At 69.2% G+C, this 18404-nt stretch carries 16 protein-coding genes; 8 read left to right on the forward strand and 8 right to left on the reverse strand.

All coding sequences use genetic code 11. The features are described 5' to 3' along the window. The first annotated feature begins 30 nt into the window (after positions 1–30). The 5 genes from A176_RS04810 to A176_RS04830 all read left to right on the forward strand — a co-directional run bounded on the left by A176_RS04810 (position 31) and on the right by A176_RS04830 (position 6421). The gene (locus A176_RS04810; protein WP_002640445.1) at positions 31–2079 is read left to right on the forward strand and encodes a methyl-accepting chemotaxis protein; all 2049 of its coding nucleotides are present in this window, start codon (positions 31–33) and stop codon (positions 2077–2079) included. Between the two features lie 9 nt (positions 2080–2088). Further along, the gene (locus A176_RS04815) at positions 2089–3372 is read left to right on the forward strand and encodes an MFS transporter (RefSeq protein WP_002640446.1); all 1284 of its coding nucleotides are present in this window, start codon (positions 2089–2091) and stop codon (positions 3370–3372) included. Between the two features lie 132 nt (positions 3373–3504). Next, entirely contained in the window at positions 3505–4059 is a 555-nt protein-coding gene (locus A176_RS04820) for a twin-arginine translocase TatA/TatE family subunit (protein WP_002640447.1), read from the forward strand. A gap of 42 nt (positions 4060–4101) precedes the next feature. Continuing rightward, the gene (gene tatC, locus A176_RS04825; RefSeq protein ID WP_002640448.1) at positions 4102–5307 is read left to right on the forward strand and encodes a twin-arginine translocase subunit TatC; all 1206 of its coding nucleotides are present in this window, start codon (positions 4102–4104) and stop codon (positions 5305–5307) included. Positions 5308–5320: 13 nt separating this feature from the next. Further along, a complete protein-coding gene (locus tag A176_RS04830) occupies positions 5321–6421 on the forward strand; it encodes a potassium channel family protein (protein WP_002640449.1) in 1101 nt (366 codons plus the stop codon). Here the strand turns inward: A176_RS04830 and A176_RS04835 are convergent. The 3 genes from A176_RS04835 to A176_RS04845 form a co-directional block, all read right to left on the reverse strand. Continuing rightward, positions 6393–7712 (reverse strand): alpha/beta fold hydrolase, encoded by a 1320-nt coding sequence (locus A176_RS04835; protein WP_002640450.1) that lies wholly within the window; start codon positions 7710–7712, stop codon positions 6393–6395. The genes A176_RS04830 and A176_RS04835 overlap by 29 nt on opposite strands. 49 nt (positions 7713–7761) lie before the next feature. Continuing rightward, a complete protein-coding gene (locus A176_RS04840) occupies positions 7762–9051 on the reverse strand; it encodes an O-acetylhomoserine aminocarboxypropyltransferase/cysteine synthase family protein (RefSeq protein ID WP_002640451.1) in 1290 nt (429 codons plus the stop codon). A gap of 283 nt (positions 9052–9334) precedes the next feature. Beyond that, positions 9335–9703, reverse strand: a complete 369-nt coding sequence (locus tag A176_RS04845; protein WP_002640452.1) for a nuclear transport factor 2 family protein — start codon at positions 9701–9703, stop codon at positions 9335–9337. A 134-nt stretch (positions 9704–9837) separates the two neighbouring features. Between A176_RS04845 and A176_RS04850 the strand changes: the two genes are divergently transcribed. Next, the gene (locus tag A176_RS04850; RefSeq protein ID WP_002640453.1) at positions 9838–10737 is read left to right on the forward strand and encodes a methylated-DNA--[protein]-cysteine S-methyltransferase; all 900 of its coding nucleotides are present in this window, start codon (positions 9838–9840) and stop codon (positions 10735–10737) included. On the opposite strand, the gene A176_RS04855 is transcribed toward A176_RS04850, so the two are convergent. The 4 genes from A176_RS04855 to A176_RS04870 are packed head-to-tail and all read right to left on the reverse strand — an operon-like array spanning position 10728 to position 14577. Beyond that, positions 10728–11420, reverse strand: coding sequence for a histidine phosphatase family protein (locus A176_RS04855; protein ID WP_002640454.1), 693 nt, complete (start codon positions 11418–11420; stop codon positions 10728–10730). The genes A176_RS04850 and A176_RS04855 overlap by 10 nt on opposite strands. Next, positions 11420–12493 carry a phosphotransferase family protein gene (locus tag A176_RS04860; protein ID WP_002640455.1) on the reverse strand — a complete coding sequence of 358 codons (1074 nt, stop codon included), beginning with the start codon at positions 12491–12493 and terminating at the stop codon, positions 11420–11422. The genes A176_RS04855 and A176_RS04860 overlap by 1 nt, the downstream gene beginning before the upstream one ends. An 18-nt stretch (positions 12494–12511) precedes the next feature. Continuing rightward, entirely contained in the window at positions 12512–13336 is an 825-nt protein-coding gene (locus A176_RS04865; RefSeq protein WP_002640456.1) for an SDR family oxidoreductase, read from the reverse strand. Positions 13337–13341: 5 nt separating this feature from the next. Beyond that, the gene (locus A176_RS04870) at positions 13342–14577 is read right to left on the reverse strand and encodes an acyl-CoA dehydrogenase family protein (RefSeq protein WP_002640457.1); all 1236 of its coding nucleotides are present in this window, start codon (positions 14575–14577) and stop codon (positions 13342–13344) included. Between the two features lie 79 nt (positions 14578–14656). On the opposite strand from A176_RS04870, the gene A176_RS04875 reads away from it, so the two are divergent. Both A176_RS04875 and A176_RS04880 read left to right on the forward strand, forming a co-directional pair. Then, positions 14657–15562 carry a LysR family transcriptional regulator gene (locus tag A176_RS04875; RefSeq protein ID WP_002640458.1) on the forward strand — a complete coding sequence of 302 codons (906 nt, stop codon included), beginning with the start codon at positions 14657–14659 and terminating at the stop codon, positions 15560–15562. A 1338-nt stretch (positions 15563–16900) separates the two neighbouring features. Continuing rightward, positions 16901–17386 (forward strand): hypothetical protein, encoded by a 486-nt coding sequence (locus tag A176_RS04880; RefSeq protein WP_002640459.1) that lies wholly within the window; start codon positions 16901–16903, stop codon positions 17384–17386. Positions 17387–17551: 165 nt separating this feature from the next. Here A176_RS04880 and A176_RS04885 read toward each other — a convergent pair whose 3' ends face one another. Beyond that, positions 17552–18400 (reverse strand): aldose epimerase family protein, encoded by an 849-nt coding sequence (locus A176_RS04885; RefSeq protein WP_002640461.1) that lies wholly within the window; start codon positions 18398–18400, stop codon positions 17552–17554. Between the last annotated feature and the right edge of the window lie 4 nt (positions 18401–18404).

Below are 18404 nucleotides of genomic sequence, written 5' to 3' on the forward strand. Positions count from 1 at the left end.
CCGGTGTTTCCCTCCTTACAGTGCCCCGTCTTGGCTCTCCGGTTCAAGAAACCCGGCCTGCGCCGGCTGCTGCTCGGCTCCTTCGCGCTCGTCCTCGCACTCATCCTGGGGACGCTCTACTTCGTCGTTCCGTCGCGCGTGGAGGCCCACCTGGAGGAGCGCCTGCAGACGCGGGGCGTCGCCCGGGCGGGCCTGGCTGTCACCATGCTGACAACCCAGCCCGCCGCGGCCCTGCCCGACAGCCTGGAGCGGCTGCGGGACGGCGACGATGACTTCAAGGTGCTGGCCGTGCTCTCCAGCGAGGGGCAGGTGCTGGCCACCCACCCCCGCGAGCCTCCCGCCTGGTTCCAGGAGGAGTTGAAGGCCCGACAGGGCGCGCCGCTGGACGGCCTGCGCTTCGCCAACGGTGACCGCGTGGTGGCACGCCCGGTGACGTTGTCCGGGGGCGTGGTGGGGCAGGTGCTGGTGGTGCTCGACAACGCCGGCCTGAACGCGGTCGTCACCGAGCTGCGCCATCTCGTGCTGCTCGCGTTCGGCATTGGCCTGGCGCTCTTCCTGCTGGTGGCCTTCTTCATCTCCCGCGCGTTCATCCTGGTTCCGCTGGACGCGATGATGGGCATGGCGCGCCGGCTGGCGGAGGCGGACCTCACGGGCCGCGTGGACGTGGGCACCCAGGACGAGCTGGGGCAGTTGGCCGAGGCGCTCAACCGCATTGCCCAGAGCTGGCGTGACACGCTGGGCCGGGTGCGCGGCGTGTCGGACGTCGTGGCGGGCGTGGTGGAGCAGATTCACCGCACCGGCACCACCGTGTCGTCCGGCGCGGGCACGGTGCAGGCGCGCGTGGAGGAGACGTCGTCCTCCATGGTGCAGATGATGGCCTCGCTGCGCGGCATCGCGGAGAACGTGGAGGTCCTCTACCAGAGCGCCGAGGAGAGCAGCTCCTCCATCATGGAGATGGCCGCCACCAACGACGAGGTGGCGGAGAACGTCCAGGCCATGGCGGCCAGCGTGGAGGAGACGACCAGCGCCATCGAGGAGATGACGTTCTCCATCAAGGAGGTGGCCACCAACATCCAGGAGCTGTCCGCCTCCACGGAGGAGACGTCCTCGGCCATCAGTGAGATGGACGCGGCCATTGGCCAGGTGGAGGCCAACGCCAAGGAGACGGCGCGGCTGTCCGAGCAGGTCTTCGAGGACGCGCAGACGGGCGTGGAGTCCCTGCGCAAGACGCTCACCGGCATCGACCGCATCAAGGACACGAGCCGCTCCGCAGCCAGCGTCATCGACAGCCTGGGCCGGCGCATCTCCGAGATTGGCAACATCCTCAACGTCATCGACGACGTGGCCGAGCAGACGAACCTGCTGGCGCTCAACGCGGCCATCATCGCCGCGCAGGCGGGCGAGCACGGCAAGGGCTTCGCGGTGGTGGCGGAGGAAATCAAGGACCTGGCCGAGCGCACCGGCGCGTCCACGAAGGAAATCGCGGAGCTCATCCGCAGCATCCAGGAGGAGAGCCGTCACGCCGTGGTGGTGATGAACCAGGGCGTGCGCAGCGTGGAGGAGGGCGTGCAGCTCGGCCGCGAGGCGGAAGGGGCGCTGCGCAAAATCAACGACAGCACCCAGAAGTCCACGCAGATGGTGAAGGCCATTGCCCGCGCCACGGTGGAGCAGGCGCGCGGCAGCAAGCAGGTGACGGCGTCCATCCACCGCATCAGCGAGTCGGTGCAGCAGATCTCCAAGGCCTCCAACGAGCAGGCCCGCGGCGGCGAGCAAATCATGAAGAGCGCGGAGAAGATGAAGGCGCTCACCGCCCACGTGCAGCGCAGCAGCCAGGAGCAGGCGCACGGCAGCAAGCAAATCACCCGCTCCATCGAGAGCATCAACGAGATGGTCACCCACCTGAACCGCGCCCAGAAGGAGCAGACCAAGGGCAGCGAGCAGGTGCTCAAGGCGGTGGAGACCATCAAGGGCGTGTCGGAACACCAGACGCGCTCCGTGAAACAACTGGAGGAGGCCATCGACAACCTCCAGCGGCAGGCGGAAATCCTCCGTGCGGAGGTTCGCCGCTTCCGGGTGTAAGACGTCTTCATGCCGACACAACGACAGGTTTCGGAGCGCGCCGTGGTGGCGCTCATCGGCGCGGTCCAGTTCGTCAACATCCTGGACTTCGTGATGGTGATGCCGCTGGGCCCCGACTTCGCGAAGGGGCTGGGCATCGCGACGTCGCACGTCGGCACCATTGGCGGCGCGTACACGGCCGCCGCCAGCGTGGCGGGGCTCGCGGGCGGCTACTTCCTGGACCGCTTCGACCGGCGCAAGGCGCTGGCGGTGACCATGCTGGGGCTGGTGGTGGCCACCGCCGCGGGCGGCTTCGCCACGGGCCTGTCCACCCTGCTGCTGGCGCGCGTGGTGGCGGGCCTCTTCGGCGGCCCGGCGACGTCCCTGGCGATGTCCATTGTCGCGGAGCTCGTCCCCGTGGAGCGGCGCGGCCGGGCGCTGGGGACGGTGATGATCGCCTTCTCCGTGGCTTCGGTGGCGGGCGTGCCCATGGCCCTGAAGATGGCGGAGTTCGGTGGCTGGCGCCTTCCGTTCTTCGGGGTGGCCGCGCTGGGGCTGGTGGTGGTGCTGGGCGCCATCTTCTACCTGCCGCCCGTGCGCGGACACCTGGACGCGGAGGCCGGAACGCGGCGTCAGGTGGGGATGCTCGAGCTGCTGGGCCACCGGGACATCCAGTGGTCCTACCTGATGACGGCGCTCGTCATGATGGCGGGCTTCATCCTCATCCCCAACCTGTCCGCCTATCTGCAGCAGAACGTGGGGTACCCGCGGGACTTGCTCTGGCTGCCGTACTTCGTCGGAGGCATCGCCAGCTTCGTCACGCTGCGGGTGGCGGGGCCCATGGTGGACCAGTACGGGCCCTTCGTGGTGGGGACGGTGGGCTCCGTCCTGGTTCTGCTGTCCACCTACGTGGGCTTCATGGCCTTGCCGGCGTGGCTGCCGGTGCCGGTCATCTTCTCGGCGTTCATGGTCGCCATGGGGATGCGCAACGTGGCCTACCACACGCTGACGTCACGGGTGCCGGACAACGCGGTGCGCGCGCGCTTCATGTCGCTCCAGTCCGCCGTCCAGCACATGGCCACCGCGATGGGCGCCTTCCTCAGTGCCCGGCTGCTGACGGACCTGCCGGACGGCACGCTGGGCGGCATTCGGGAGGCGGCAGGAGTGTCCATGGCGCTGACGCTGTTGCTTCCCGCCATGTTGTGGGTCGTGGAGCGGCGGGTGCGGAGGACCGAGCAGGCGCGGGCGCTGGCGATGGCTTCCTCGGTTGGCGGGAGTGTTCCACTGTCGCCCAAGGCGGAGTCGCACGCGTAGTATGAAAGGGTGCCTGGGGGTTGCCTGCCGCCCATTCCGGAGGGCGGGCGAGCGCTTTGGCACGACGAACGGTTGCGCCTGTATCCCCGGGGCGCGATAAACCGGGCTGCCTCGGGGAGCGCGTCAGGAAAAATGTTCAACATCGGCGCAGGCGAAATGGTGTTCATCCTGGTGGCCGCGCTGCTCATTCTTGGGCCGCAGCGGCTGCCAGAACTCGCGCGTGGCATCGGCAAGTTCCTGCGTGAGTTCCGCCGCCAGACGGATGAAGTCCGCAACGTGGTGGAGCGTGAGTTCTACGCCATGGACCAGGAAATCGGAGAGCCGCCCACCGCGCCCGTGAGGCCCGGCACGCGGTTCGCCCCTCAGCCGCCGGAGTCCCTGGGCGGCGGGACGGACGCGCCGGTGCCTCCCGTGACGGACGGCGCGGCGCCGCAGCAGGGCGACACGGCGGCGCCTCCTTCCGCGCAGTCCTCCACGCAAGTGCTGGAGCTGGACGCGAACGGGCCTCGCGAGGTGTCCGCTTCGGAGGTGCCGCCCAGCGAGGGCACCGCCCAGGCGGCGGCGCCGGAGCAGCCCTCGGCCGAAGCGCCCGAGGCGGCGCCGGAGCCGGCTTCTTCTTCCGCCACCTCGCCCACGCTGTCGCCCATCCCGGGCACGGTGGCGCGCAACGCCCCGAAACGGAGCTGAGTCCTGAGCCCCCCGCCCATCAACCCCGACGCCGACCTGCGCATGAGTCTGGCGGACCACCTGACGGAGCTCCGCAGCCGTCTCATGCGGTGCACCATCGCGGTGCTCGTGCTGGGCACGGTTTCGCTCATCTTCGCCAAGCCGATTTTCGGCCTGCTGATGCAGCCGGTCCTGGACGCGCTGCCGCCCGAGAATCGCGCGCTCATCTACACGTCCGGCATCGAGGAGCTGAACGTCCTCATGAAGGTGGGCGTGTACTGCGGCATCTTCCTCACCACGCCCGTCATCCTGATGCAGATCTGGGGCTTCGTGTCGCCCGGCCTGTATCCGGAGGAGCGCCGCTTCGCCGCGCCCTTCGTGGCGTTCGGCTCCATCGCCTTCCTGCTGGGCGCCGCCTTCTGCTACTTCGCGGTGCTCCCCTCCATGTTCACCTTCCTCCTCAACGAGGAGGAGACGCTCGCCCTGGAGCAGCGCCTGGATTCGGCGCGGCTGCGCGCGGATGACGCCTTGCGCTTCCTGCGCCTGGGCGAGGCCGAGGAGGCGGGCCGCATCGCGAAGGAGACGAGCACCGCGCTGCGCGCCGACGGCACGGGCCAGGCGCCCGAGACGCAGGTGGCGCCCGCCGCCAGCGTGGAGATGACCGCGCGGCTGGAGGGCCTGGGCCGGCTGCTGGACGCGGCCTCGGTGGGCTACGGCGCCCAGTCACGCGGCGTGCTGCGGCAGGCCGTGGCGAAACGCGTGGAGGCCGTGACGGCCTACGGGAATCAAGACTACGCGGCGGCGGCGGCGGCCATGGATGGTTCAGCGAGCCTGCTGGCGGGCATCGCGCCCACGCGCACGGAGGAGATGGCGGGGCTGTGGCGGCTGGAGAAGGAGCTGGCGACGGCGCATACCGCGCACGAGGCGGCGCGCTGGACGCGGCCCATGCTCTCCATGCATGAGCAGCTCTCGCTGGTGCTGCTGCTCATCCTCGCCTTCGGCATCATCTTCGAGCTGCCGCTCGTCATGGCGTTGCTGGGCGTGGTGGGCGTGGTGAAGTCGTCCTGGCTCTTCAAGTACCAGCGCCACGCCTTCGTGGTGTGCCTCATCGCGGCGGCCATCATCACCCCCACGGGCGATGTGGTGAACCTGTCGCTGATGGCGGGCCCCATGCTGCTCTGCTACGAGCTGGGCGTGCTGCTGGTGTGGCTGGTGGAGCGGCGTCGCGCGCGGAACTCCGAGGAGACGGGCATCACCCCGGCGTCGTAGTCGAGGAACCACCATGAAGAAGCCGTCCCGCCGGCACTTCCGGGCCAACCTGCGCTACCTGCGGGCGCTCACGCGGCGCTTTCGCACCACGTTGACGCTGTCGGCCGTGCTGTTCCTGGGCGGGCCGCTGTTCTTCCACTGGCGCTTCCGCAGCCCGGAAGGACAGCGCATCGACTTCGGTGAGGCGCTACACCACACCTACTTCCTGCTCTACGGCCAGCCGTCGCTGCCCTACGTGGACGACTGGCTGGTGGAGGTGCTCAACCTGGTGATTCCCCCTACGGGGATTGCCCTGGTGGCTGACGGTGTGGTGCGCTTCGCCTACCTCTTCTTCGCCCGGCACAAGAACGACAAGGAGTGGATTGAAGTGGTCTCTGAAACGATGAAGGGCCACGTCGTGGTGTGCGGGGCGGGGCGGGTGGGCTACCGCGTGGTGACGCAGTTGCGGGAGATGGGCCGGGAAGTGGTGGTGGTGGAGAAGCGCGAGGACGCCGCCTTCGTGTCCGCGCTGCGCGACGAGCTGGTGCCGCTGCTCATCGACGACACCCGCAGCCCGCTGTGCCTGCCGCGCACCAACGTGAAGGATGCCTCTGCCATCGTCTGCGCCACGGACGATGATTTGGCCAACCTCAACATCGCGCTCGACGCGCGCAAGCTCAACCCGAACATCCGCGTGGTCATCCGCCTGTTCGACGATGACTTGAGCGGCAAGGTGCGCGAGACGTTCAAGGCCGAGGCGCTCTCCAGTTCGTCCCTGGCGGCGCCGGCCATGGCGCTGGCGGCCATGGACCCGCGCATCATCCACTCGTTCCACCTGTCCAAGCACCTGATGGTCGTCTCGCTCTTCGAGGCGCGCCTGGGCCTGCCGAGCCTCACCATCTCCGAGGTGCGGGACAGGTTCGGTTGCCTCACGCTGTCCCTGCAACGCGGCGGCGAGGAGAAGCTGCACCCTCCCGGCGACGAGGTCATCCGGTCCGGCGACGTGCTGTCGCTCCAGGCGTCCTATCCGGAGTACCGGCGGCTGCGCGCCTTCACCCACGAGGCGGAGCCGCCGCTCTGGTCCCACCACGACCCGGTGCCGGTGGTCACGCCTTCGGCACGCAAGGTGGGCTGAAGGCGGGCGCTCGTGGGGGCGCCTCCGCCCAGTGCTGGGGGCTCTTCGCGGTGGGCAGCACGAGCGCTCGCGAGAGCAGGGACGCCATCGCGTCCCACTCCAACAGGAAGCCGTCATGGCCATGCAGGCTGGCCAGCGTGGCGTGCTCGGCGTGCAGCCCCCGCTCCCGCAGCCGCCGCGCCAAGGCCGCCATGTGGCTGGGGAAGAAGAGCTGGTCGGTGTCGATGCCCACGCACAGCGCGCTCGCGCGGATGCGGGCCAGTCCGCCGCCCGGGAAGCGTGACACGTCATGGTGGTCCATGGCCCCGAGCTGCGCCAGGTACGCGCGCGCGTCGAAGCGGGCCTCCAGCTTCTGGCCCTGGTACTCCAGGTAGCTGTGCATGGGGTGCAGCGCGCGAGAGGACCACTCGGCGGGACGGCCTTGCAGGGCCTCCAGGCCGGGCTCCGCGCGGTAGGTGAGCATCGCGAGCTGCCGCGCCAGCTCCAGGCCCCGGCGCGGCGACTCGGGGTAGCCCGGGTCCATCAGCAGCGCCTGCCGCGCCACGTGGTTGAGGCCCACCACCCACGCGGTGGCGGACTCCGTGGTGGCGATGGGCGCCATGCGGGCGAAGCGCTCCGGTGCCAGCGCCGCGAGGCAGAGCACCACCATGCCGCCCAGTGAGCCGCCGGTGACGAGCTCCACCTCGTCCAGGCCCAGCGCGTCCATGGCCAGGAGGATGCTGCGCGCCTGGTCCCACGGGGTGAGCGTGGCCGGCAGGCGGTGTTCGTCCTGGCGCAAGTCGCCCTTGGCCTGGGGCAGCGGCGGCCCGAAGCGCGCGTCGTCCGTGCGCAGCGGGAAGCCCTCGTCGGCCGGGCCCGTGGTGCCGTAGCAGGAGCCGAGGTTGTTGAAGCACAACAGCCGCACCCGCGACGGGTCCAGGACGCGCCTGGGGCCGATGAGCGGCTCCCACCAGCCGCCCTTGCCACCTGCCCGCATGTCGCCGGTGAGCGCGTGGACCAGCAGCACCGTGGGCACGGACGCCGGGGCGCGTCCGGAGCCTCGGTGCCGGGCCTCCTCGGCGAGCCCGCGCTGTTCCTCCACGGTGCGGCGGACGACGCGCAGCGCGCTGGCGTCGGCTTCCTCCGGGGAGAGGACGCGCGCGCGCGAGTGCAGCCAGGGCACGTCCTCCTCCGGCCCCCACCACCATCCGCGGACGATGTGGTGCATCACGCGCGCGCCGGCCTCCAGCGTCAAGTCGGGCAGGGACAGGTCGAAGAGGCGCGGGGCCGGTGCGGCGGATGGGGTGGGCATGAGAGCACTCCGGAAAAGTCGTGATGGCCAGCGAGATGACGGGGTGTCGTCAGGGCGCGGTGAGCGCCCGGTCCAGGTCGGCGAGCAGGTCGTCCAGGTGCTCCAGGCCCACGGACAGGCGCACCAAATCGTCGGTGACGCCGGTGCTGAGGCGCTCTTCGGGGGAGAGCTGCTCGTGGGTGGTGGATGCGGGGTGGATGATGAGAGAGCGCGTGTCGCCGATGTTGGCGAGCAGGCTCCAGAGCTTCACGTGGTTGATGAGCTTGCGCCCGGCCTCGCTCCCGCCGTGGACGCCGAACGTCACCAGGCCGCCGAAGCCGCCGCGCAGGTAGCGCCGGGCGTTGGCGTGGGACGGGTCATCCTCCAATCCGGGGTAGCGCACCCAGGCGACCTTGGGGTGTTGCTTCAGCCACCGCGCCACCGCGAGCGCGTTCTGCGAGTGCTTCTCCACGCGCAGCCGCAGCGTCTCCAATCCGAGGATGAACGCGTGCGAGTTGAAGGGGCTGATGGCGGGGCCCATGTCCCGCAGGCCCTCGAGCCGCGCCTTGAGGATGAAGGCCGCGGGACCAAAGGCCTCGGCGAAGCGCAGGCCGTGGTAGCCGGGGTTGGGGTGGGTGAACTCGGGGAACTTGCCGTTCGTCCACGGGAAGGTGCCGCCATCCACGATGACGCCGCCAATGGAGGTGCCCTGGCCTCCGATGTACTTGGTGGCGCTGTGCACGACGATGTTCGCGCCGTGGCGCAGGGGCTGGAAGAGCGCGGGGGACAGCGCGGTGTTGTCCACGATGAGCGGCAGCCCGGCTTCGCGCGCGACGGTGGCGATGGCCTCGAAGTCCGGGATGTCCAGGCGCGGATTTCCGAGCGACTCCAGGTAGAGGGCCTTCGTCTTCGGCGTAATCGCCTCGCGGAAGGGCTCGGGCCGGTTGGCGTCCACGAAGCGCGTGTGGATTCCCAGCCGGGGCAGCGTCACCTTGAAGAGGTTGTACGTGCCGCCGTAGAGGCTGGAGCCGGAGACGAACTCGTCACCGGACTTGAGCAGCGTGAGGAGGGTGAGCGTCTCCGCGGCCTGCCCGGAGGCCACCGCGAGCGCGCCCACGCCGCCTTCGAGCGCGGCGATGCGCTTCTCGAAGACGTCCGTCGTCGGGTTCATCAGCCGCGTGTAGATGTTGCCGAACTCCTTGAGCCCGAAGAGGGCGGAGGCGTGCTCGGCGTCGCGGAACGCGTAGCTGGTCGTCTGGTAGATGGGCACCGCGCGCGCGCCCGTGGTGGGGTCGGGCGTGTAGCCCGCGTGCAGGGCCAGGGTGTCGAAATGCAGGGGACGGTCGTCGGACGTACTCATGGGGCGCTGCTCCTCGGTGGGGAATGAGCGAGGGCAGCGCGCGTCCAGAAACGACGAAGCCCACCAACCCTCGCGGGTGGATGGGCTCGGTGGCTCGCCAGGGTCGGGACGGACGTCAGCCGAACCTGGAGGGCATGAGCCCACCCGGCATCGACATTCGACACATGGCGTTTAGCGACGTCATCGCATCAACGGATAAGCGGTCGTCTTCCGGGAGTCAAGTCACTCGCCCCGCGGTGCCAGCGCATGCGCACTGGCGGACAGCGTGCGTGACGGCGCTGTGTCACCCCAACGCCGTGCAGTGCGCCGAGATGACTTGAGGCGCGTCGTCGACGACCTGCCACACGCGTGTGTAGCGGAAGTCTCCTTCGAAGCGGGCTCCCTGGAACTCTCCGGATAGCGAGGCGCGGACGATGACGACGGCGCCCGCGGAGAGGTAGCGAAGCTCCTGCTCGGTGACGTCCAGACGCGTGAGGCGAAGCGCTCCCGAGCGGTGCGGCGCGAGGTCCGCTTCCTTGTCGAAGAGCTGCCCGGTGTGATTGACGAAGAGGAGGTCGTCGGAGAGCAGCGCGTCGAGCGCGACCACGTCGCTCGACAGCATCGCCTGCCGCAGGGCCTCCTCCGCCGCCAGGATGTCTTCCTCCGTGAACATGGAACGCCTTTCCGGGTGATGATGCTTCACGCCCATGCGAGCCCGGCGCGTGGGACGTGCGCAAGAACCGGGTTGCCGCTGCGTGCGCTCGCGGACATACCCAATCTTGAACGCACTTCTCTCGGAGCAACGGCATGGCATCCAGCGATTACGCCCGCATCGAACAGGCCATCCTCTACCTCGACGCGCATGCGCTCGAGCAGCCGTCCCTGGAGGATGCCGCCGCGCACGTGGGCTTGAGCCCCTTCCACTTCCAGCGGCTGTTCTCCCAGTGGGCGGGCATCAGCCCCAAGCGCTTCGTGCAGCTCCACACGCTCCGCTCGGCCCGGCGCCTGCTCGCCGAGCGCCGGAGCGTGCTGGAGACCTCGCTGGAAGTGGGGCTGTCGGGCAGCGGCCGACTGCACGAACTCTTCGTCACCCTCACGTCGATGACCCCGGGGGAGTACAAGCTGGGCGGGGAAGGGCTCACCGTGCGGTACGGCGTCCACGCGTCGCCGTTCGGTGGATGTCTCCTCGCCGTCTGCGAGCGCGGCATCTGCGGGCTGCACTTCCTCACCGGCGAGTCGAAGGAGGAGGCCTTGGCCGCGCTGAAGCACGAGTGGCCTCGCGCCACGTTCGAGGAGTCCGCCGAGGCCACGGCGCCCTGGATGGAGCGCATCTTCAGCGCTTCGCGCCCGGACGCGGCGCCCCGGCCGTTGTCGGTGCTGGTGCGTGGCACGCCCTTCCAGGTGCAGGTGTGGCAGGCGCTGCTGCGCGTGCCGTCGGGCGAGGTGACCACGTACGAGGACCTCGCGCGGGCCATTGGGAAGCCGAAGGCGATGCGCGCGGTGGGCTCGGCGGTGGGAGACAACCCCGTGGGGCTCCTGATTCCGTGCCACCGCGTGCTGCGCAAGACAGGCATCTTCGGTGAGTACCGCTGGGGCGCCGCGCGCAAGCGGGCGATGCTGGCGTGGGAGGACCTGCGCTACGACGACGGTGTCGCGCAGCAGGCCCGGCCTGGGGCCCTCGTCGAACCCACCGCGGCTCAGCGGTAGGTGAGCAGGGCGCGCTGGGCACCTTCGAAGTGGGCGTGCTCGTTCAGCGTTGAGAGGTACCGGCCCCGCGCGCTGTAGATGACCTTGGTGAGGCCGCAGTTCGCCAGCGTCAGGTTGAGGCGGAAGGCGTGTTCATCCGGGATGCGGAGCAGGTCCTGGCAGACGGCGGTGATGGGGCCACCCGACGTGAAGACGAGCGCGTTCTTCGACGGGCCCATCTGCTCGATGAGCGCGTCCAGCGCGGCGACGCAGCGCTTCCGGAACGTGGACCACGGCTCCGGATAGTCCGCGTCATGGTTGCCCGAGACCCAGCGGGCCACGGCCTCCATGTAGAGCGCCTGGTAGGCCTGACGGGGCGACTCCATCCGCGACAGCTCCTCGCGCAGCACGGCCTGGTCCGCGTAGCGCGGCGTGTGGCGGGCGACGATGTCCTCGTGGTCGAACTCGTCGAAGCCCGGGGTCTGCACGGAGGTGGTTTCACACCCGAGCGCCGCGAGGCACGTCTCCGCCGTCTGCCGGTGCCGCGCCAGGGTGCCGGTGACGACGGCGTCCACGCGCGGAAGGCGCTCGCGCAGCGCGGTTCCCAGCAGCCGGGCCTGCTCGAAGCCTGTCTCGGAGAGCTGGTCGTAGTTCTCCGCGCCGAACGACGCCTGTCCATGGCGGACGAGGTACACCACGCCCATCAGCGGGCTCCTTTCCGGATGAGTCGGTGGCAGCGCCAGCCGAGGTAGTTGACCAGCACCCAGAAGTTCTTGAACGCCGGGTTGCGCGTCTGTTTGTGGTGGTAGCGGTAGTAGATCTGCTGCGCGATGACGGCGAGCCGGAAGAGGCCGAACACCTCGTAGAAGGTCCAGTTCTCCGGCTTCAGCTTCGTGCGGTCCAGGTAGTACGCCACCACCTCCTCGCGCCGCAGCATGCCGGGCAGGTGCGTGGGCTGACGCCGCGTCGAGCGCAGGAAGATGTCGTCATCGGCATGGACCCAGTAGGCGAGCGCGCTGCCCAGGTCCATCAGCGGGTCGCCCAGCGTGGCCATCTCCCAGTCGAGCACACCGATGACGCGCGTGGGCTCCGCCGGGTCGAGCACCACATTGTCGAAGCGCCAGTCGTTGTGGATGACACACGTCGCGATGTCCGCGGGCGTGTTCGCCTTGAGCCAGTCGCGCACGTAGCGGAAGCCCGCGACGTTCCAGGTCCGCGCCTTCTCGTAGCGCGCGGACCAGCCCTCCACCTGTCGCGTGGGATAGCCCGGGCCCTTGCCCAGTGACGTGAGTCCCACCGCCGCCGGGTCCACGGCGTGCAGCTCCACCAGCTTGGTGATGACGTTGAGGCACAGCTCGCGCGTCTGCTTCGCGTCCAGCGTCAGGCCCCGAGGCAGGTGCTTGCGCGGAATGAGCCCCTCGATGCGCTCCATGACGTAGAAGTCGCTGCCCAGCACGGCCGGGTCCTGGCACAGGCCGACCATGGTGGGCACGACGGGGTAGGCCGGCTTCAGGGCCTGCTGCACCGTGTACTCGCGGGCCATGTCATGCGCGGACTTCGCCTTCGTGCCCGAGGGCGGCCGGCGCAGGATGAGGTCCCGGTTCGGGTACTTCAGCCGGTACGTCCAGTTGGAGGCGCCGCCCGCGTACTGCGTGACTTCCGGCGTGCCCTCCAGCGTGGGCACCTGGGCCTTGAGCCAGGCGTCCACGGCGGGGAGGTTCAGCTCCTCGCCCTGTCGGACTGCGCCCGCGGGGTCGATGGTGGCGGTCGATGACATGCGTGGCGGCTCGCGGGCTCAGGGGGATGTCGGACGCGAACCGTGACGCATGCCCCGGGTGCTCCGGCGCAGCATCCACGAATAGAGCTCGCGCGGCAGCAGGCGCTTCATCCGCCACGTCCTCCGTCCGTCCGCGTGGGGCAGGATGTAGAACCCGCGCTGCGCCACGGCGGTGAAGATGTCCTTGGCGATGTCATCCGCGGTGATGGCCGAGCGCTCGAGCAGCCGCGCCATGGTGGCCCCCAGCCGAGGGTCCGTGGTGCGCAGTGAGTCGCCCAGGTTCGTCTTGAAGAAGGACGGGCACACGACGCTGACGCCGACGCCGTACTCGGCCAGCTCGTTGTGCAGCGTCTCCGACAGCGACACCACGGCCGCCTTGGTCGCGTTGTAGCTGCTCATCAGCGGCACATCGAGCAGGCCCGCCATGGACGCCACGTTGACGATGTGGCCGTGGCCCTGCTTCTTGAGGCCGGGCGTGAAGACCTTGCAGCCCCGCACGACGCCCAGCAGGTTGATGTCGATGATCCACTGCCAGTCTTCAATCGACACGTCCTCGATGGCGCCCGCCTGCGCGACACCGGCGTTGTTGACGACCACGTCCACGCCGCCCCACTGGGCGTTGAGCCAGTCCCGAGCGTCCTGGAGGTCCTCCTCGCGGCGCACGTCACAGCGCTGGTAGTGGGCCTGGGGCGCCAGGGCGGAGAGCTCCCGGAGGGCCTCGTCGCCTCGGGCGTCATTGACGTCGCCGATGCAGACCTTCCACCCCGCGCGAGCGAAGCGCAGGGCGATGGCCTTCCCGAGACCGCTGGCACCACCGGTAATGAAGATGCGTTGATTGGCCATGGCAATCAGCTCCGAGAGAAGCCCCGCTTGGACAGCTCGATGCGGGCGATGAGGCCCTTGTGCACTTCGTCCGGTCCATCCGCGAGGCGCAGGCTGCGCGCCTGGGCGAAGAAGCCCGCCAGCGGCGTATCTTGAGACACCCCCGCGCCGCCGTGAAGCTGGATGGCGTCGTCCACCACCTTCTGGAGGACATTGGGCGCGACGACCTTGATGGCGGAAATCTCGCTCATCGCCCCGAGCGCCCCCACCTGGTCCATCTTCCAGGCCGCATAGAGCGTCAGCAGGCGCGCCTGGTCGATGGCGATGCGGGCCTCGGCCACCTTCTCGCGGTTGCCGCCCAGGTTGAGGAGCGGCTTCCCGAAGGCGGTGCGGTTCATGCCCCGGTCAATCATCAGCTCCAGCGACCGCTCCGCCGCCCCGATGCAGCGCATGCAGTGATGGATGCGCCCCGGCCCGAGCCGGCCCTGGGCAATCTCGAAGCCCATCCCCGGTCCGGAGATGACGTTGTCGCGCGGGACGCGCACGTTGTCGAAGTGGACCTCGCCGTGGCCGTGGGGCGCGTCGTAGTCGCCGTACACGGGCAGCATGCGGCGGATGCTCACCCCGGGGGCGTCCAGCGGCACCAGCACCATGGAGTGCTGATGGTGGCGGTCACCGCCGGTGTCGGGCGTGCGGGCCATGAAGATGGCCACCTTCGCATTCGGGTGCCCCAGGCCGCTGGACCACCACTTGCTGCCATGGAGGACGATTTCGTCACCGTCGACGATGGCGGTCGCCGCCATGTTGGTGGCGTCGGACGAGGCGACGTCCGGCTCCGTCATGCAGAACACCGACCGGATTTCTCCGGCGAGCAGCGGCTTCAGCCAGCGCTCCTGCTGCGCCTCGGAGCCGTACTTCCAAAGCACCTCCATGTTGCCGGTGTCCGGAGCGCTGCAGTTGAAGACCTCGGGGGCGATGAAGCTGCGGCCCGTCTCCTCCGCGATGGGGGCGTACTCCAGGGTGCTGAGCCCGGCGCCGAGCTTCGCGTCCGGGAGGAACAGGTTCCACAGGCCCTCGGCCTTCGCCTTGGCCTTGAGTTCCTCCATGACAGGAGGCACGCGCCACGTCTTCCAGTCGCCGCCTTGCGCCGTGGCGCGGAGCTCCTCGTGATAGCGGGTTTCCGCAGGGAGGATGTGCTCGCTCATGAAGCGCTTCACGCGCTCCAGGTAGTCCTTGCCTCGCTCACTCGGCTCGAAGTCCATCGCGCGTTCTCCTGGCGGTCTGCCTCCATCCTGCGCATGGAGGCTTGATGCATCCAGTGAATGTTGGTCATGTGTCATCATGAACCCTGTTCATGCCTCCGCTGGGCTGGCGCGGCTCGACCTCAACCTCTTCCGGGTGTTCGACGTGGTGCTCCGGGAGCGGAACCTGACCCGGGCGGCGGAGGTCCTGTTCCTCAGCCAGTCGGCCGTGAGTCACGCGCTGGCCCGCCTTCGTGAGCAACTGGGCGAGCCGCTGTTCGTCCGGGAGGGGAGGGGCGTGGCGCCCACGGCGTTCGCGGAGCGGCTGGCCCCGGAGATTCGCGCGGCGCTCGCCCTGTTCGAGCAGGCGGTTCATCACAGCCGTGGCTTCGACCCTCGCCGGGACGTGGGGCACTTCACGGTGGCGATGAACGACCTGCTGGAGCCGTCCATCCTTCCGCTGCTGGTGGCGCGGCTGCGGGAGCACGCTCCGGAGATTCGAGTCTCCAGCGTCCGTCTCGACAGGGCCAAGCTGGAGCGGGACCTCGCCTCTGGGAGACTGGACCTCTCCATCGACGTGGAGCAGCAGACGGGGGCGGACCTGAAGCGCGCGCCGCTGCTGAAGGATTCATTCTGCGTCGTGAGTCGCCGTCGGCGGAAGCTGGACGTGGCGAAGTACATGGCGGCCCAGCACGTCACCGTGTCGTCTCGTCGCACGGGGCTGGCCGTGGAAGACCTCGTGCTCAGCCGGCTGGGCTATCAGCGCGACGTCGTCGTTCGCTGCCAGCACTATGAGGCCGCGTTCCAACTCGTCGCGGACTCTGACTTGCTGCTGACGATGCCCCGTCGCCGCGCCATGGACCTGCACGCGCAGCGGGGCAATCACCTCTTGCCGATGCCGCTGTCGTTCCCTCCGCTGGAGCTGCATGTCTATTGGCACCGGCAGGCGGATGGTGACCCTCGGAGCCGGTGGTTGCGTAGCGAGTTGCTCTCGCTGACCGAGTAGTCGCCTGGGGGAATCCCGAAGGGCTGCGACTCCTCTCCTGCAGCAGCCTGTCGGCTGCCCCCGGAATGTAGGAGGTGGCGCGCGGCGCCGCCGGTTGGACAAAGCTCGGTGCGAGGTGCCCCTTCTGGACGGCGCCTGGGAGCTAGCTGTTCGGAAATGTCGGGGGTTTTGGCTACGGACGCTCCCTGCCGCCTCAGGTCGACTACAACCGGCCCGTGGGGGGTGGCGCGTGTCGCCGCGGGTTGGACAGTGCGCAGTGCGCGGTGCCCCTCTGGCCGGCGTCCGGGAGCTAGCTGTTCGGAAATGTTGGGGGTTTTGGCTACGGACGCTCCCTGTAGCCTCGTGCCGACTGCAACCGGCCCGTGGGTGGTGGTGCGTGTCGCCGCGGGTTGGACAGTTCGCGGTGCGTGGCGCCCCTCTGGCCGGCGCCTGGGAGCTAGCTGTTCGGAAATGTCGGGGGTTTTGGGCGATGGGCGCTCCCTGCAGCCTCAAGCCGACTGCAACCAGCCCGTGGTTGGTGGCGCGTGTCGCCGCGGGTTGGACAGTGCGCGGTGCGTGGCGCCCCTCTGGCCGGCGTCCGGGAGCTAGCTGTTCGGAAATGTCGGGGGTTTTGGGCGATGGACGCTCCCTGCAGCCTCATGCCGACTGCAACCGGCCCATGGTTGGTGGTGCGTGTCGCCGCGGGTTGGGCAGTGCGCGGTGTGTGGTGCCCCTCTGGCCGGCGTCCGGGAGCTAGCTGTTCGGAAATGTCGGGGGTTTGGACGATGGGCGCTCTCAACCTCTGCCCGCAGCAACTCGATGCTGTCGCCGCCCACCTCAACAGCAGCCCGCGAATTCGCACCAGAGGTCCTCTCCTGGCCGAGGTACTCGCGCAGGTCGTTGCGATGACGGTTTGAGAGCGCGGCTCAAAACCCCCGACATTTCCGAACAGCGGCCCGCGAGTGTCGTACCGGGGGCCCTCTCCTCGGGTGGGGCGCGAGAGGGCACCTGGCGCTCCGCCACACGCAAACGGGCAATGTGGAGAGGCCGCGCCCCGTTGCCTTACGCGTGATGCGCCGCCGTGCCGTGGGGCTCATCGGCCGAGTGCTGGAATCGGCTCCAGGTCGCAAGCGCATACGCAGTCGATTGCCTTCGGTGAAACGGATGGCACGCTGTATCTGCTCGTCACCCAGGCGAAGAAGTGCCGGGTGGTGGAGTTCCATGGCGGCGTGCGTACCCGTGACTTCTCCGCACCTGCTGGCATGTGGATGATGACGTCGTTCGTGGCGCCGGGGCAGGGCCTCACGCTCGTCCTCGCTTCCCGTTCTGGGAAGACCTACGGGCAAGCGGGGGAGGACGGTGGAGACTCCCACGGAGGGGACGGGGCCCTTGAAAGGGGACCACCGGGGGGACGTCGGTGAACTCGTCACCGTGGGCCAGCAGCTCTGTCTCGCGGGGATGCAGAATCAGTTCTACGTCTGGAATGGCGCCTCGTGGCTCGATGAGCGTGAGAGCCTGGCGGTGGGAAGAGAGGTGCTCACCGGCATCAATGCCGTGGTCGCCATGGGCGAGCTGCCCGCCGTCGCGATCCTGGGCCGTGTTCATGTGCGCGATGGCGGTGACTGGCGTCCGTTGCCGCTTTCGCTCACGGAGGAGCTCCACGCCCTGGCCTACCGCGCCAGCGATGGCGCCTTGTTCGCCGCGGGCACTTCGCTCTGGCGTGTTTCACGCGAAGGCGAGTGCCAGGCCCTCCCGCTGTCCGCGAAGACCACCTGGTGGGGCGCGGCGGTCTTCCGTGAGCAGCTCGACCGTCGGTCTTCCAGGTGGAGGGCGAGTCCCTGGTAGAGGTGCTGTCCCCGGGCGCACAGGTGAACCACAATCATTTACTGCACGCGCGCGGAGCCTGGCTCCATGTCGTCCGTGATGACGGGGTCCATCGCTTCGATGGTGAGCGCTGGAGCCCGATTCCCTCGCCCACGCTGTCCGCGTAGGGCGAGGGGCCGCACTGCCTCAACCCTCGATGTGGAACACGAGTGAAGCGCGTGCGCCGGGCTGCACGGACGGCAGCCCTTCACCCGTCGCCAGCGCGCCCTTGGCGGCGGTCCACGGCTCCACGCAGACGAAGTCCTTCCCACGCTGCGTCCACACGACGAGCACGTGGTACTCTGGACTCCACGACAGGCGGATGGGCTTGAGCCCGGGCCCCCGCTCCAACGTGGTCCCCGGCTTCGAGTGGTCCTTCAAGTGAAGGTCCACTTCCTCCTCGGTGAGGTCCAGCCCCGTGAAGGCCACCTCCCGACCCCGCCAGTTGTCCCACGCGCGCGTGGCGTTCGTGTCCACGCGTGCCTGTGACTTCGCCGCGGCCGGCACACGGAAGTACGGGTGGAACCCCAGGTGCAGCGGCAGAGGCCGCGTGTCCTGGTTTTCCACCTCGAACTCCAGCGTCAATCGCGTGCCCACCAGCGAGAAGCTCAGCCGCGCCGCGAACCGCCACGGAAAGTGGCGCAGCGTCTCCTCGCTGGAGGACAGCGCCACCACCAGCCGCGACGCATCCGCCTGCCGCACCTGCCACGGCAGCTTCCTCGCGAAGCCGTGCTGCGGCAGCGAGTACGTCCGGCCTTCCACGGAGTAGGTGTCCCCCGGCAACGGCCCGGCGATGGGAAAGAGCACGGGGATGCCCCCGCGCACGTTCTTCGCCGGGTCCGCGACCGTGGCCTCATCGACGTACAGCAGTTCGTCACCGTCCACGCACATCCGGGTGACGATGGCACCGCGTGAAGGAATGACCTCCACGCGGCAGCCGCCGTTCACCAACGCGTACGTGTCCAGGCCTGCGATGCCGGGGAACGGGCCGTTCATGCGT

Source organism: Myxococcus hansupus (genome assembly GCF_000280925.3).
Taxonomy (GTDB): domain Bacteria; phylum Myxococcota; class Myxococcia; order Myxococcales; family Myxococcaceae; genus Myxococcus; species Myxococcus hansupus.